Here is a 15,177-nt window from a genome sequence, read left to right as displayed (position 1 = left end):
GGTGCACCAAATGGTGTTGAATGTATTCGGACTGAGGCGTCGTTACTGCGTCGGTCATCGGTAAGCCCTTCAAACGTAATCAAATCATGGCAGGCGGCGCAAGGCCAGCAACACCACATACCCCTTCATGACGCCCAGCAGACCCAGCAGAAAGGCCAGCCAATTCAGCCAAGCGCCCCACTGCCACGCCACCAGAACCACCACCCCGGCCACTGTGAGCAGCTTGAGGAATTCGCCCCAGAAAAAGGCGAGCGATCCTGGGCGTTTTGGCCCGAGAAACCCTAGCAGCAGTCGCATGGCAAACAGCGCGTTGGGTACAAAATAGGCTGCCGCCCCGATCAAGGCGGAAGCCCCAGCGTCCTTCCCAGCAATTCCCCAGGCCCCCAGCACCACCAGCATCCCCGTGAATGCCTGCGCTGCCAGCGCCCTTAATAGGCCGACTCGCGAGCGACGGGCAACCAGAAGACGATCTGCATCGCTGAGCACCAGCGGTGCGGCTGCACCTGACGACCCACCACGCGGATCCGATGTCGCCTGATCACTCATAAAGCCCGTTCTCGGCCTGGCGATCAAATCACCAAGCAATTAGTCAAACCGTTGAATTATAGCTTTTTTTGGCATGGGACTCAGCCCACTACCTCAAAAGGCGCACCATTTTAACTTAGTTTGGCATCCCATGCTTAACACCATCACTCAACGCTTTGGGACCACTTGAGAGCAAGAAATCACCCCAGCCACATGGCGACACAAAATGAAACGATATGGTGATAATTTTAGCGGCGGCCAGCGCACCAATGGGTCCCATTTGGATAAACAATATACCGTTGCGCCACTTGGAATCACGGGGAGCGCTGGATGGTGACCATTACCGTCGTCGAGCCCAATACGCTGTTGCGCCTGGGCCTCCTGAATCTGCTGAAAACGTTGGACTGTCCCGCCACCAGCCGCGGCATCGACTACGCGCAGCTGTTCGACGACGGGACGACGCGCCCGCCGGACACCGACCTGATGCTGCTGTCCGTGCCGACCGCCTACGACCATGTCAAAGAACTGACCACCGCCGCGCAGCAACGATTCACCCCGCAACGGATCCTGCTGCTATCCGACATCGAGGACCCGCCCCACTCACTGCTCAATCTATCCCCGGCGCTGGCGGGATACATCTGCAAATTCGCGCCGCAGGATGTGCTGAGAACATCGATCATGCTTGTCCTGGCAGGCGGCAAGTGCTTCCCCCGCCCAGCCGCCCCGACAGTCCACACGCAGGGCGCTTCGTCCGTCGATGGCGATGCCGCCCCCAGACGGCGCTGGTACGATCATGACGAAGCGCTCCCCTGCCCGCCGGACAGCAAGCCACTGCCGTCTGTGGCGATGGCACCGGCACAGGCCGGCACGGCTCCGGCCCCGACCACAGAACTCGCCAGACAGGAAGCTGGATTGCTGCGCCTCACGCCGCGCCAGTACGACATTCTGGCCCTGATGGCCAAAGGCTACCCCCTGAAGAGAATCAGCCGGGAACTGGCGATCTCCATGGCGACCGTCAAGACCCACACCGAAGCGCTGTACCTGCGCCTGGGAATCAATAGCCGCAACGCCGCAGTCTATACGGCGATGTCGCGCGGCGCCACGCTGGGCTGCTGGAGGGGACCGCAAGATCCTGCGGATCCCCCATCCTCATCGGACTCGCCCGCGGATGACGCGGCTTGACCCTCCCCCGCTAGAACGTCATGGGGATGCGCAGCAGCAACTCGGCATTGGGGGCGTACCGCGTCACACCCACGCCCAACGTCAGATTGATGTTGGTGCTGGGCGTCAGCTGGTATCCGTACCCGATCAACAGCTGGCCCACCTGGATGGATGTGGAATCAGCTGCGGAATTGCCGTCATAGGTCGTCGGCCTGACATACGTATGCTGATAGCCCAGGCTGAGCGATGACTTTTCGTTCAGCGACATGCCCATACCGAAATTCATTTTGATCGAATCGCCTGGATTGACCTTGCCGATCCGCATGCCACCGATGGTCTTATCCACGTCCTTGGACGGACGCCAGGTGTAGTTCAGACCACCGAAAAACACCACCGGATCGGACGGATAGATCGCCAGCACGCCGACGTCGTAGGCATAGAAACCACTGCCGGTGGGTTGCTCTTCGGGTACAGGCAGCCCGGTAGGCGAACTGCCGGCGACGGAATAGTCGATATCGAAGGGACCCTTTCCGGTCGGCAGGGACGCCGTCAGGGAACCGATGAAATACGGCGTATTCAAGCCGCCATCATTGAACTGATAGCGCGCGCCCAACTGGACGTCACCGATCCCGCGCCCGCTATTGGTGAAGACCTGTTCGTTGGCCGCGCCTTCCGCAAACGGTCGTGTGATGGCGCTTTGGTGGCCATACACGTAGGGGACCTTTGCGTTGAGTTCCAACCGGTTCGTCAGGCCGTAGCGAAGGCTTGCCGCCGCCGTCACCGTAGTGGTGTCCACCTGGCGCACGTCGATCAGGCCGACCAATATCGCCGGCAGCACGCTAAAACCGATGAGATTGACCTGACTGTTGCTGGAATAGTCGTATTGCAGGGATGGCTCGAAGGCGAAGCGGCCACGCGGTGTCAGAATGCCGGGCTGATCCAGGATCGGGGCGACTTTCGCAGCCTCGGTCTCTTGGGGATGAGGGGGAGCCTGGCCGACGGCTTCCTGGCTGGCCCCCGGCCCGCCAGGCTGGTAATCCACCGGCCCCTGGGCGGGGCCGCCAGGCACCTGCATGCGGATTTTCAGGCGCTCCAGGCTTTGGCGGGTATTTTCCAGCAGTTTCTGTTGATCACGGAGCTGTTGTTCCAGCTGCTGGATCGTAGGGGTGTCTTGCTGTGCATGCACCGGCAGCGCTGCCACCAAGAGCGCCAGAAGTGTTGCGTTGGGCAGTACTCGTTCGACGATCATGGGTCCTCGCTATCAGTTATCGACGTCTGGCGCGCGAGTGACGGCGCGAGCGACGGATTCATTCTATGCAGCGCGAGTTACGGATTCATTCTATACAGCAAGCAGCCGTGCAAACCACTAGTGCATGTACGGCCCCCCCTACTTCAGTGTAGAAAACGCAACAATGCGGCCTGGTTCAGAGATTGCAGGGCCATGGACTGCGCCAGCATCTGACTGGTGATGGTGATGTTCAGCGTACTGACGGAACGAATCACCTGATCATTCAGGCTGTTCTGGATCACCGTACTCAGTGACCCGGCGGGGATATTGTTCAGCACGCTCGGGTTGATGGAATTGTTCGGCCCCTGCTGAATCAGGGTCGAACCCCCACCACCAGAAGTCGCGGCCTGCTCGCCAGGCACGACGGCCCCGTTGATCATGCTGACCTGCGACATGCTCAAGGCCATCATCAATTGGCCGAAGTTGAATTCCATGGAAAAGCCGCCCCGGATATGATCCAGCGTCTGCGTGCTGACCGGACTGGCCTCAGCAAACGCAACGGCATGCGCGGGCGTCTGAAACGTCAGCGCACCGACCGCCAGAGCCAGGAACGCTCCATTACGGATAGAGGTAAACATGGTGCATCTCCTTTCGTCCACGCGTTCAGAACACGTCCGATCTGGGAAGGACGAAAACATTTTCCTGCGCCAGCCTGGCCGCCGACATCGCTGTTCCGATCGGAGCCAGGGGTCCTGTGCGCCAGTCGGTACGACCATTGAACATGGCCCGCTGACGCTGATTGGTAATGACAAAAACAATAGGGGTGACGAGGATCTTCTGGAAATCCCGGCGTGACATCAACCGGGCCCCGGCAGACGGATCACCCAGCAATACACGGTCCTGGCTGACGCCCTTCACCACGACGAAATGGTTGTATCCATGGTCGCTGATCAGCACGATGGCCGGCACGGAATTTTCCACAAGCTTCTCGATGGGGACCTCGTAGCCATTGGATTCATAGCCCCGCGCATCCAGAAAACGCTTGATGTCCAGCAGCGAGAAACCATCCTGGCGGATCTTTCCCTGATCGCCGTGATTCCACATATCCTGGAAGACGTCCTGTTCGCTGACGGGATCGTTATATTGATACGTCAGCAATGTGGCAACTGCGGCAGACCCGCAGCTGAAATCGAACTGCTGATGCACGGTCCGGCTGAATGCCCTTTCCCGGATGCTTTCAATACCCGGCACATTGACACCGCCCATCGCCGGCACCAGCACGCTACCTGCCCGTGCGGTGCCGGCAAGACAGATCAAGAGGGTGACAGCCAGCAGGTGCGCTCTCATGACGGACGCTCATTGCATCTTGACGTTGACGATCGTCGAATTCTGGATCAGGACGTTGTTTCCAGAATTTTGAATGACGGTCGAGAACCCGTTCATTCCTGAAAGTGCCTGATCGGACACCTGATTGCTGCCCGAATAGGTGTTCGATGCCTGGTTGTTGTAAAGCTGCCCTTGGGTATCCTGCATATTGAAGGTGATATCGCGCGCGCCGCGGTATTGAGACAGTGCCGAATCCGATACCGGTGCCCCCAGGGTTGAGGCCTGAGGTGTCTCAGACAGATCGGACCCGGCCAAGGCAAGCATTGGCGCGGATCCCATCATGATTGCGACTAGAAATTGGCGCCCATTCATGTTGGCCTCCTAGCGTACAGAACGCTGTGGGGTACCCAGGATGCGACAGTTTCCGGTCGCATCCTGGGCAAGTACTACCGCAACACAGACGGCTCACCGAAAGCTGACGTTCCCTTGGACCGTCACACCCTGCTGGGTCAGCGCGTTGGAACCCGTGTTCTGGCTCACGTTCATGATGCCCGAGGCACTGGCAAACGAGCTGTTGGCAATGGAGTTGGAGACCACGAAACTGCCCGCCGAACCACCATTTGCCGAACCACCGCTGCCTCCTCGAGCGCCATTGCCTGTGGTCGCCCAGGCCAAAGCTTTGCTGGAGACCGCACCGTTGGCATCACCGCCCCCGGTGCCGCCGTTGCCGACGCCACCGACGCCACCGGTGCCGCCGGTGCCGCCAGTAGCGAAGCCGCCGGCACCGCCGCCGCCGCCGCCACCGCCAGTGCCGCCGCTACCGCCGCCGCCGCCACTGCCACCATCCGCACCGATGGCTTTACTGTATGCATGGGCATGGGAATCCCCATTGTTGCCCACACCACCGAAGCCCCCGGCGCCGCCATTCCCACCCATATTGCCGTTGATGCCATCGGAACCGTTATTCTTCACGGTACCGTTCAGCGTGGTTTCGGCAGAATACATACCGAGGGAAACATCCCCCAGCCTGACGGAAGTCGCGCTGGCGTGGTCGGTCGCAACGGCACTGCGGTCGTTGTCGCGGACGTAATTGCTGGCGCCGTGACTATGGTGCGGGACTACGACATCACCACCATCACCACCATCACCGTCGGCAAACGCCGGGCCACTGAAAGCCAATACCAGGGCAGCCCCCACCCCGGTAGCAATCAACGATGCTTTGAACTTTTTCATGATGACTTGCTCCTTCACTAAACCTGCTAAGACAGGTGAAACTACTCTGGAAACAGTCGGAATGGCAGGTGATTCAAAGTGCAGAAGTCCGGCTTTTCCCGACTGCGAACACAGTATGCGCCCAATCAAAAGTTCAAATTAGAAAAAAGATTTATCGTCACCAATTCTTATATTTGTGTCCGCCGCAACAACATTCTGTGTTTTTTGAAAAACATGTTTATTCAGCGCAAGCAAATATTACATAAACAGGTCGCTTCAAATGCACGCGACTTGATGATGATGTCAGCAAAGTTGTCGGCTTTTCAAGCGGGGATAATATGACCGGAACGCGCGTTTGATTTACTGCCACGCCTGATCAATTGCCATGGCGCCCCTGAAGCGATACACCGGGACGATGGCTGGTCGATGACAGCGGATACCGCCCATATGAACCGCTGGGCGGTCTCATCGCCATCCATCAAAGAGCCAGGAAGCAGATCACGCCACGGCGGCGCGCTGCACCGAAAGACACCATCGCGCCAAAGACCGCGCGGCCTGGCTGGCGGCGGCATCGGGAGAATAGCGGGTGACGGGGCGTTTGCTGGCCAATGCCTCGGGCAGATTTTCATCGGAATAAATGGTCTGGGCCAGCACCCGGTCACCATAATGATGCTGCCAGCCGGCCAGCACGTCGCATTCCAGGCGCCGGGTCGGATCAAAATCATTGATCAGCAGATAGCTGCTGTCCTCCAGATTGATCTGGGACAGCAATTCGCGCGCGGCAATATCGGGATTGGCCACCATCAGGTCCAGCGTGCTGCGAAACCGCAGGGCTGCAGCCAATCGATGCGGGCAAGGTGGACAATCGAACAATACCCAATCGAAATCCCGCTCTAGCGTCGGCAATACCTGCAGCCAGAAATCATCGCCCCGCAACAGATGCGAAATACCGAAACCGGCAATGGCCTGGCGACCGAACGGCACCAGCATCAGCCCATTATCCAATTGAAACGCTTGCTGGTTCCATTCATCCGGAAACAGCGACGCCACCCATCCCCGGCCATCGGCATGAGGCACATCGAAATGCATCCGCAACAGATCAGACGCATTCAGATCCACCAGCAATACTCGCTGACCCAGCGCATGCAGGGCATCCCCCAGCATGCCCACCATGGTCGTGGTGCCGCCCCCACCTCGTATGCCAGTCAGGGTCACCAGATTCATGGCGCCACCCAAAACCGAACAAAGAAAGATTTCATGGCTTGATCTCCCCCCGCCCTGTCACAATCAATGCACAGCCACAACATCCTGTATCTGTTGACGATAAAGGCTTTCCGTCTGTGAGGGTGGGGGGCAGATATCCGATCAGCCATATGGTCTAGGCCATGCAAGAGGTGCCCGGATCAGCCAAACTACCGATGCTTGAATTCCGCCTTGCGCTTTTCCACAAAAGCCTGCATGCCTTCCTTTTGGTCTTCCGTGCCAAACAGGGCGTGAAAATTGCGACGCTCGAACAGCAGGGATTCGTTCAAGGTCCCCTCGAAGGCGCGATTGACGCATTCCTTGGCCATCATCACCGACGGCGAGGACATGGATGCAATCACCGTAGCGGCCTCGATGGCCTCGTCCAGCAGCTTGTCCACCGGCACGATGCGCGCCACCAGGCCGGCGCGTTCCGCTTCATGCACATCCATCATGCGACCGGTCAGCACCAGATCCATGGCCTTGGCCTTGCCCACGGCGCGCGGCAGGCGCTGCGTGCCACCGTAGCCCGGGATCACACCCAGCTTGATTTCCGGTTGGCCGAATTTGGCATTTTCGGCGGCAATGATGAAATCGCACAGCATGGCCAGTTCGCAACCACCGCCCAGCGCATAGCCCGACACAGCTGCGATGATAGGTTTGCGCGCCCGTCGCAGGGCATCCCAATTGCCGCCCAGATAATCGGCCTTGTAGACATCCATGTAGGACCAGCCCGCCATCGCGCTGATGTCGGCCCCGGCGGCAAATGCCTTTTCGCTGCCTGTCAGCACCATCGCGCCGATATCGTCATCGGCCTCGAACGCCTGGACAGCCGCCGATAGCTCGTCGATGACTTCGTTGCTGAGTGCATTCAGGACCTGAGGGCGGTTCAGGGTCAGCAGCCCCACGCGCCCACGGACCTCGACCTTTACCAATGCTTCGCTCATAGTGCCTCCACAGTAAACTAAGGAAATGAAAGACGAACCGATCCGCTACCAAGTGCAGTTGGCCGACCCTGCCGGCCACCGCTACGCCATCCGACTGACCATTTCGCAGCCCGACCCCAACGGCCAACTGCTGCGCCTGCCTGCCTGGATTCCCGGCAGCTACCTGATTCGTGATTTTGCCCGACAGATTGAAACTCTGCAGGCGCGCGACGACACGGGCGCAGTGGCTGTCGATAAAACCGACAGCCATACCTGGCGCTGCGCCCAGACCAGCGGCCCCCTGACGGTCGATTACATCGTCTACGCCTGGGATCTGTCGGTGCGCGGTGCGCATTTCGACGAAAGCCACGCCTTTTTCAACGGCTGCAGCCTGTTTCTGGCCGTCGTAGGCCAGGAATCTCGGCCTTGCCTGCTGGACATCCGCCCGCCCGCGCACACAAAAGACTGGCAAGTCCACACCAGTCTGCCGCCGGCAGCCGGCCAGCCGGGCTGCGCCAAACCTCGCGGCTTCGGCTGCTACCACGCCAGCGACTACGACGCGCTGATCGACCACCCCGTGGAAATCGGCACCCCGCAGCACATCAGCTTCAACGCCTGCGGCGCGACCCATCACCTGGTCTTTACTGGTGTGGCGCCGCAACTGGATCTGCAGCGCATCGCCACCGACGTGCAAAAAATCTGCACGGCGCAAATCGAACTGTTCGAACCGGATTCCCGGCAAGCCCCATTTCTGGACAGCGCCGGCCACTACACCTTTCTGACCATGATCACGGGAGACGGCTATGGCGGCCTGGAACACCGGGCTTCCACGGCGCTGATGATTGCTCGCCACGATTTGCCCATGCGCGGCCAGCCGGCGCCGGAAGGCTATGAAACTTTCCTGGGCCTGGTCAGCCACGAATACTTCCACACCTGGAACGTCAAACGCATCAAACCAGCGGCATTCGCCCCCTATGACCTCAGCCAGCCCAATCACACGCGGCTGCTCTGGGTATTCGAAGGCTTCACCTCGTACTACGACGACCTGATGCTGCTGCGCGCAGGCGTCATTGACGAACCCGCCTACCTGAAAATACTGGCCCGCACCCTGGATCAGGTGCTGCGCGGTGGCGGTCGCCTGAAGCAATCCGTCGCCGACAGCTCTTTTGACGCCTGGACGCGCTATTACAAGCAGGATGAAAACTCACCCAACGCACTGGTCAGCTACTACACCAAGGGATCCCTGGTGGCCCTGGGGCTGGATCTGGAAATCCGCCATCGGTCCGGTCAGTCCCGCAGCCTGGACGACGTCATGCGCCTGCTGTGGGATCGCTATGGTCGCGACTTCTACCAAGGCCGCCCGCAAGGGGTGCCGGAAGACGCCCTGCCCGCGCTCATCCTTGAGGCCACCGGCGTGGACGTCAGCCGCTTCTTGCAGCAATATGCAGAAGGCTGCGCCGACGTCCCCCTGAAAGAAGCCCTGGCCCGCGACGGCATCGCCTTGACCGCAGAACCAGAACACGCCCGACCCGCGCTGGGCGTGCGCAGCAAAGCGGAACAGCACGGCCTGCGCCTGACGACCGTTTACGAAGGCGGCTCCGCCCATCAGGCCGGCCTGTCCGCCGGCGATCTGCTGATCGCCGCCGACGGCCTGCGCATCACCGATGCCGCCGCACTGGACAGGCTGCTGGATGTTCATCAGGCAGGCGATCGCATCACCCTGCACGTCTTCCGACGCGACGAGCTGCGCCAGTATCAGGCGCAACTGGAACCCGCCGTGCTAAAGCACAAACTGGAACGCACCGCCGCAGCGGATCTTTCTTCCGGGATCACCGCATGAATTCCACCCGCCGTGTGATTCTGGATGATCTGCAGGTATCGGCGTCCATCGGCATGCTGGATCACGAGCGGACCGCCCGCCAGCCGCTGCGCATTTATGCGGAATTCGATACCGACGCCTCGCGCCCTGTGGACGACGCCAACATCGGCAGCGTGCTGGACTACCGCCTGCTGCGCGACGCCCTGATCCAGGAAGCCGCCCAGGCCCACACCGATCTGCTGGAAACCCTGGTGGATCGATCTCTGACCCGTATTCTGCAAGACTTTCCAGACGTCCTGCACGCCCGCATCCGCATCTGCAAACCGCAGGCCTTCGAGGACTGCGCCGCCGTCTGCATCGAACAATCGCGCCGCCGCACACCCGCCTGAACCCGCCATCATGTCCGCCTCCACCGCCCACCCCCACGCCCCTGCCGACGACAGCGCTCCCTTTGCGCAGCACACTCGCCACAGCGTCAACGAAAACAAACTGATCAAGCGGCTGCTGCGCGAAACCGGCAAAGCCATCGGCGACTACCAGATGATCGAGGACGGCGACCGCGTCATGGTCTGCCTGTCGGGCGGCAAGGATTCCTACGGCCTGCTGGACATCCTGCTGACACTGCGCGAACGCGCGCCCATCAATTTCGACATCATTGCGGTCAATCTGGATCAAAAGCAGCCGGGATTTCCGGAACACGTGCTGCCTGACTACCTCAGTTCCCGCGGCATCCCCTTTCACATCGAAAACCAGGACACCTATTCGGTGGTCAAACGACTGATCCCGGAAGGCAAGACCACCTGTTCTCTGTGCTCGCGCCTGCGCCGGGGCATCCTGTACCGGGTGGCCCGCGAACTGGGCGCCACCAAGATCGCACTGGGCCACCATCGCAACGACATCCTGGCGACGTTTTTTCTGAACCTGTTCTACGGCGGGCGCATGAAAGCCATGCCCCCGAAGTTGGTCTCGGACAACGGCGAACACATCGTCATCCGCCCCCTGGCCTATGTCCGCGAAAAAGACCTGATCGCCTATGCGAAGCTGCGCGAGTTCCCCATCATCCCCTGCAATCTGTGCGGGTCACAGGAAAACCTGAAGCGCAAGGAAGTCAGCCGCATGCTGGAAGAATGGGACCGGCATTTCAGCAACCGGACCTGGAATATCTTCCGCGCGCTGTCGCATGTCGTGCCGTCCCACCTGATGGACCCGAACCTGATGGACTTCGGCAATCTGCGCCCGACGGGTCAGGCCGATGCCAACGGCGACCGGGCCTTCGACGAGGAAGACTTCCCCATGCCCGCGTTTGCGGAAGACGAAGACGACGCACTGACCGAACACGCCATCGCCCGCCCCAGGGTGCGCGGCCATATGGGCTAGCACCAAACAGGCGCTGCGACAGATTGTCGACGACCGGTGATCGGTCGCACCCCGCGGTTCAACCCAGCGCCGTATCCAGGAACATCATCACTCCGAACCCCGCCATCAGCCCCACCGTGGCAGCCGTCTGGTGCCCGTTGCTATGCGTTTCGGGGATGACCTCGTGGGACACCACAAAGATCATGGCGCCGGCGGCGATGCCCAGACTGATCGGATAAGCGATGGGCAGGCCGCTGGCCATGCCGACCCCGACCAAGGCCCCCAGGGGCTCCATCAAGCCCGAGGCAACCGCCACGCCCACGGCGGGCTTCATGCCCAGACCAATCGCCCGCAGTGCCAGCGCGATAGCCAGACCTTCGGGAATATCCTGGATGGCAATGGCCATGGTCAACGGCACACCGACCGAGAGATCCCCCTGGGCGAACCCCACCCCGATGGCCATGCCTTCAGGCAGATTGTGCAAAATGATGGCCAACACGAAGAGCCAGACCCCGCTGACCCGCTCGACTGCCGGCCCCTGCTGGCCGGCGCTTTTGTGGACGTGGGGGGTGAAATAATCCAGCCCCAGCATCAGCAGCACCCCCAGGGCCAGGCCCACCACCACGGTGAAGGCCGCTCCCGTGCCGCTGCCCAGTTGGTCACGGGCAGCATCCAACCCCGGCAAAATCAAGGAAAACGAGGCCGCTGCCAGCATCATGCCGGCGGCGAACCCCAGCATGCAGTCCTGGGCGCGCGTGTCGACCCGGCGCAGCACCAAGGCCCCCAAGGCCCCCAGCGCAGTGGCGCCAAAACCGGCCAAACCTCCCAAGGCGGCATAGCCCAGATAATCGCGGTTATCGCCGGAAAAAGATTCCACCCCGCTACTGAGCAGCAGCCAGAGCACCGCCAGCAAGGCCACCAGCAGGCCCACGGCTGGAATCCGGTGTTCCAACAACTGGCGGCGCCAGGCATTCACTATCGAAACCGCCATTCATTTCCCCTAGAACAAAATAAAAAACCAGATCAGCTGAATGCTTGATCTGGGGCGCGGACGAAATCTTGGACTACTTGGGTGTAGTTCATGTATCCGTATGAGGATCGTTTACGGGCCGAGAAACAGCAAGCAGTCATCACACTGAACACACGCGCTGGCTCGACAAAGGAGGTGGCTGCCGTGCCTCTGGGACCTGGCCATTGACCTCGCGATCGATGGCGTACAGGGTCTGGGCGGCCACCGGGCTTTGTCTGGGTTGAGTCCTATTTCGTACAGGATCGAGTGCAGCAACGCGAAAGCCCCATCACGTTGTCAGCCAAGCGCGGCTTCAATAGCGGTTTTATAGACGTTTTCATCTGGCAGTGTGACGTTATTGAACGCCTCTTGAACCTTGTAAACCGTGGTCGAATGTGGCGGCAGTGCTTTCAGCGGCACCGCGGCCCCGTCGATGATGTCTGTTTCTCCGTGTTCATAGGCAAGAAACGTGATCGATGCCGGTTGCAAGGCATAGCGGATCAAACCACCAACGCCACCCAGGCGGGCCATGATCCGCGTGTAAACGGGTTGAGGGCAGACGAAGAACAAACCTTTCCGGCACAACGCTTCACGTTGCAGCACCTGGCCCTTGTAGATCAGTTGGGGAAGGATGCGTTTGTTGACGTTTTCCCAGTTCAGGCCGACCGTGGTTGCCGGGTTCGTGCGTTCCGGCGTCAGTAAGGCTTCCCGACCGTTGCGGTAGTTGCCCGTTGTATCGATGGTCTGAACTTCGACGGCGACAAACTCTTTCAGTTTGCCACTGGCATCAAGCAACGCCAGCACCCAATCCACGAAGTAACTGCCCGCGCCGTCTTTTTGAGGCAAGCGCAATTCGCCGCCCCAGCGTTTGCCGAACACGGCTACGACCGGCGCTTGTTTCGCTCGCGCCCGCGCCGATGCTTGCCTGCCTGCGATCAGTTCTAAATTGTCGTCAAACGCGATCTTCGCCACGTCGTACAGGACGCGGTACTTGTCCGCGTACAAGCGGATAGGGCAGCAAATTACCGGGCCAGAAGTCACCGGCTTGATAGTGCAAACGCCAGCGATGGTCCCGTCACTCAACCGCTTTTCGCACCCTTCGGACAAGTAGGGACATTGCTTGTCCGTCGCGGCAGCTACTGCTTCCGGCGAGTGGTCATCGGAACGATAACCGAAGAACTCCCAAATCGTTCCCGCCACTATGCCACCCTGGCCTTGCGCTCGGCCTTGCGAACACTCCCCAGCGCATGGGCGATAGCTCGCCCGACGGCTGCGCCCAGCAGCGGCGGCACAGCGTTACCCACCTGTTCGTATTGCTCAACCCGTGAACCACAAAAGACGTAGGTGTCAGGAAAGGACTGGATGCGTGCCGCTTCGCGCACGGTAAAGGTTCTGTCCTGCTCGTAATGGAAGTAAGCGCCCCAATGTGGGTCGCACTTGGTCAGGATGGTGGAGGCGAGGCCGTCAGGACTGATCCGACCGTAACGCTTCGTGTGGTCACTGCGCCGCGCCATGCGCATCCCGCGTGGCAACAAGGCATCGGGAATGTCCGTCCAATTCCCACCCGGCGGGATATGCGTCATGCGTTCAAGGTTGATCTTGCCCAACTGGGCGGCCTCGTGACACGTTACCCCCGTTGAACCCACCCGCATCAGTCGCTGATACGGATTATCAGCCGGGTGCCGGTAGTCTTTGACTGGCTCGCCAATTTCGCCGTTGCGCAGCATGGGCAGATCGCCAATGGCATCCTTGACCGTGACGTGTGTCGGCAATTCCAGGGAGCGCGGCAAGTTCACCAAATTTTTCCCGGCGAATTGCGAGGTGAAATTCACCCGAACCGGTGCTTGACGCAGCGGTTCCGGGAATAGCGCCGCCGGATCGACGCCGCAACGGCTGCCAAGGATAATCGTGCGCCAGCGGGTTTGCGGCACGCCGTAATGCGGCGCGTACAGAATCCGCACGTCAGCGTCGTAGCCGAGCTGCTTCAATGATTCCAGGATCGCATCCAACGTCGCGCCGCCTTCAAACGACACCATGCCAGGGACGTTCTCGATCAAGACCGCTCGCGGCTGAAATTCGGTAACAAACCGCAGGTATTCGCGAAACAGGTGGTTCCGCGAATCCTCGGTGGAGCGCTTGGGCGCGTTGATTGAAAAGCCTTGGCAGGGCGGGCCACCGGCGATCAAATCCAATTCGCCTCGCTTCAAGCCCAATAACTTTCGGACTTTACGTGCATCGACCTTGCGAATGTCCCGGCTATCGACCTGCGTTCCTGGATGATTGGCGGCGTATGTCTGCGCGTAGCGCGGCGAAATCTCGTTGGCGTAAAGCGACGTGAATCCGGCTTCGCGTAATCCTTCGGACAGTCCGCCCGCACCTGCAAACAAGTCGAGTGAAGTTAGATGCGCTGTAGTGGTGCACATTTTCGAAAAATTTTGCCCCATAGTATTTCTCAGTTGTGCTGCGACGGGATAACGCCGCAGTGCTTGTAGATGGTAGACCTTGAGACACCATAGCTCCTTGCGACTTCTGCCACGCATGTAGCAGGATCACGTAACAGGGACTTGATGGTGCGTATTTGTTTAGGGTTTAACGCAGCAGGCCGACCGCCGTTGCGGCCTCGTGCACGGGCAGCCGCCAAGCCTGCCTGTGTTCGTTCTCGGATCAGGCTACGTTCAAACTCAGCCAGTGCGGCGAAGACTTGGAATTGAAGTTTGCCGCCCGCCGTGCCTGTGTCGATCTTCTCTGTCAGACTCTCGAAATGGATTCCCCGACTCTGCAGATCCTCAATGATCTGCACCAGGTTCGATAGGCTGCACCCCAGGCGATCCAACCGCCAGACCACCAGCGTATCAGCGGGCCGGAGGGCCTTCAAGCACCGCGCCAGTTCTTGGCGCTGAACATTTTTGCCGCTGGCCGTTTCTTCATAGATCTGAACGCACCCCGCCCGCTGCAGCGCGTCACGCTGTAGATCCAGGTGCTGATCATCGGTGGAAACGCGGGCATAGCCGATGCATTGATTCATGGACAGTTTTCAGACACTGTTAGTTGCACAAGTTGTCCGACACTTTACGGTATAGCTGTACGGAAAGCCAGTGATTTTCTAAACAATCCGAGAAACCACCGTTTGTTGAATAAGGTCTTGGACCTCGATAGCATCATAGTCTGCAGCGTTGATGTCGACCACCTTCAAACGCCGTGTCTGCACGCCGACTTGGAAGCGTTCGACAGCAGAGCCGCCTTCTGTTCGGCATCTTGAAGAGCCGTGGGATCAGGTGCGCATACTTTTGGTTGGTTGCCCAGGTACGGATGGTTGTCGCCGTCTTGCCGATCAAGGCAGATAGCTGTTCAATGAAAAGTATTTTGGGCAAGC

The 15,177-nt window shown here is 59.8% G+C and carries 16 protein-coding genes; 4 read left to right on the top strand and 12 right to left on the bottom strand.

Annotated features, from left to right (window positions below; translation table 11 throughout):
* Positions 1-84 precede the first annotated feature (84 nt).
* Positions 85-546, bottom strand: a complete 462-nt coding sequence (locus WBF69_RS04200) for an ATP synthase subunit I (RefSeq protein ID WP_424261543.1) — start codon at positions 544-546, stop codon at positions 85-87.
* 309 nt (positions 547-855) lie between these two features.
* Between WBF69_RS04200 and WBF69_RS04195 the strand changes: the two genes are divergently transcribed.
* On the top strand, positions 856-1,707 hold the full coding sequence (locus WBF69_RS04195; RefSeq protein WP_424261541.1) for a response regulator transcription factor: 852 nt from the start codon (positions 856-858) through the stop codon (positions 1,705-1,707).
* A 10-nt stretch (positions 1,708-1,717) separates the two neighbouring features.
* Here WBF69_RS04195 and WBF69_RS04190 read toward each other — a convergent pair whose 3' ends face one another.
* The 7 genes from WBF69_RS04190 to WBF69_RS04160 all read right to left on the bottom strand — a co-directional run bounded on the left by WBF69_RS04190 (position 1,718) and on the right by WBF69_RS04160 (position 7,641).
* Positions 1,718-2,935, bottom strand: a complete 1,218-nt coding sequence (locus WBF69_RS04190; RefSeq protein WP_424261539.1) for a transporter — start codon at positions 2,933-2,935, stop codon at positions 1,718-1,720.
* Positions 2,936-3,078: 143 nt separating this feature from the next.
* The gene (locus WBF69_RS04185; protein ID WP_424261537.1) at positions 3,079-3,552 is read right to left on the bottom strand and encodes a hypothetical protein; all 474 of its coding nucleotides are present in this window, start codon (positions 3,550-3,552) and stop codon (positions 3,079-3,081) included.
* Positions 3,553-3,577: 25 nt separating this feature from the next.
* On the bottom strand, positions 3,578-4,195 hold the full coding sequence (locus WBF69_RS04180) for a C39 family peptidase (RefSeq protein WP_424261535.1): 618 nt from the start codon (positions 4,193-4,195) through the stop codon (positions 3,578-3,580).
* Positions 4,196-4,270: 75 nt separating this feature from the next.
* Positions 4,271-4,612 (bottom strand): hypothetical protein, encoded by a 342-nt coding sequence (locus tag WBF69_RS04175; RefSeq protein ID WP_424261534.1) that lies wholly within the window; start codon positions 4,610-4,612, stop codon positions 4,271-4,273.
* 93 nt (positions 4,613-4,705) lie between these two features.
* A complete protein-coding gene (locus tag WBF69_RS04170) occupies positions 4,706-5,473 on the bottom strand; it encodes a hypothetical protein (RefSeq protein ID WP_424261532.1) in 768 nt (255 codons plus the stop codon).
* Positions 5,474-5,950: 477 nt separating this feature from the next.
* Entirely contained in the window at positions 5,951-6,676 is a 726-nt protein-coding gene (bcsQ, locus tag WBF69_RS04165) for a cellulose biosynthesis protein BcsQ (RefSeq protein WP_424261530.1), read from the bottom strand.
* A gap of 188 nt (positions 6,677-6,864) precedes the next feature.
* Entirely contained in the window at positions 6,865-7,641 is a 777-nt protein-coding gene (locus WBF69_RS04160) for an enoyl-CoA hydratase (RefSeq protein WP_424261528.1), read from the bottom strand.
* 25 nt (positions 7,642-7,666) lie between these two features.
* On the opposite strand from WBF69_RS04160, the gene WBF69_RS04155 reads away from it, so the two are divergent.
* The 3 genes from WBF69_RS04155 to ttcA are packed head-to-tail and all read left to right on the top strand — an operon-like array spanning position 7,667 to position 10,816.
* On the top strand, positions 7,667-9,460 hold the full coding sequence (locus tag WBF69_RS04155) for a M61 family metallopeptidase (protein ID WP_424261526.1): 1,794 nt from the start codon (positions 7,667-7,669) through the stop codon (positions 9,458-9,460).
* Positions 9,457-9,828, top strand: a complete 372-nt coding sequence (locus tag WBF69_RS04150) for a dihydroneopterin aldolase (RefSeq protein WP_424261524.1) — start codon at positions 9,457-9,459, stop codon at positions 9,826-9,828. The genes WBF69_RS04155 and WBF69_RS04150 overlap by 4 nt, the downstream gene beginning before the upstream one ends.
* A gap of 10 nt (positions 9,829-9,838) precedes the next feature.
* The gene (gene ttcA / locus WBF69_RS04145) at positions 9,839-10,816 is read left to right on the top strand and encodes a tRNA 2-thiocytidine(32) synthetase TtcA (protein WP_424261522.1); all 978 of its coding nucleotides are present in this window, start codon (positions 9,839-9,841) and stop codon (positions 10,814-10,816) included.
* Between the two features lie 58 nt (positions 10,817-10,874).
* Here the strand turns inward: ttcA and WBF69_RS04140 are convergent, their stop codons facing one another.
* From WBF69_RS04140 to WBF69_RS04125, 4 genes are all read right to left on the bottom strand, one after another.
* Positions 10,875-11,786 (bottom strand): ZIP family metal transporter, encoded by a 912-nt coding sequence (locus WBF69_RS04140; RefSeq protein ID WP_424261520.1) that lies wholly within the window; start codon positions 11,784-11,786, stop codon positions 10,875-10,877.
* A 315-nt stretch (positions 11,787-12,101) separates the two neighbouring features.
* Positions 12,102-13,004 (bottom strand): NotI family restriction endonuclease, encoded by a 903-nt coding sequence (locus WBF69_RS04135; RefSeq protein WP_424261518.1) that lies wholly within the window; start codon positions 13,002-13,004, stop codon positions 12,102-12,104.
* Positions 13,004-14,248, bottom strand: a complete 1,245-nt coding sequence (locus tag WBF69_RS04130) for a DNA cytosine methyltransferase (protein WP_424261516.1) — start codon at positions 14,246-14,248, stop codon at positions 13,004-13,006. The genes WBF69_RS04135 and WBF69_RS04130 overlap by 1 nt, the downstream gene beginning before the upstream one ends.
* Before the next feature lie 8 nt (positions 14,249-14,256).
* Positions 14,257-14,829, bottom strand: coding sequence for a recombinase family protein (locus tag WBF69_RS04125; RefSeq protein WP_424261514.1), 573 nt, complete (start codon positions 14,827-14,829; stop codon positions 14,257-14,259).
* Positions 14,830-15,177: the final 348 nt, after the last annotated feature.

The sequence above is a fragment of the Castellaniella sp. genome (assembly GCF_049673105.1).
GTDB lineage: Bacteria > Pseudomonadota > Gammaproteobacteria > Burkholderiales > Burkholderiaceae_B > Castellaniella.
The sequence above is the reverse complement of the archived record's forward strand: the minus strand, read 5'-3'. Positions and strand labels throughout refer to the sequence as shown.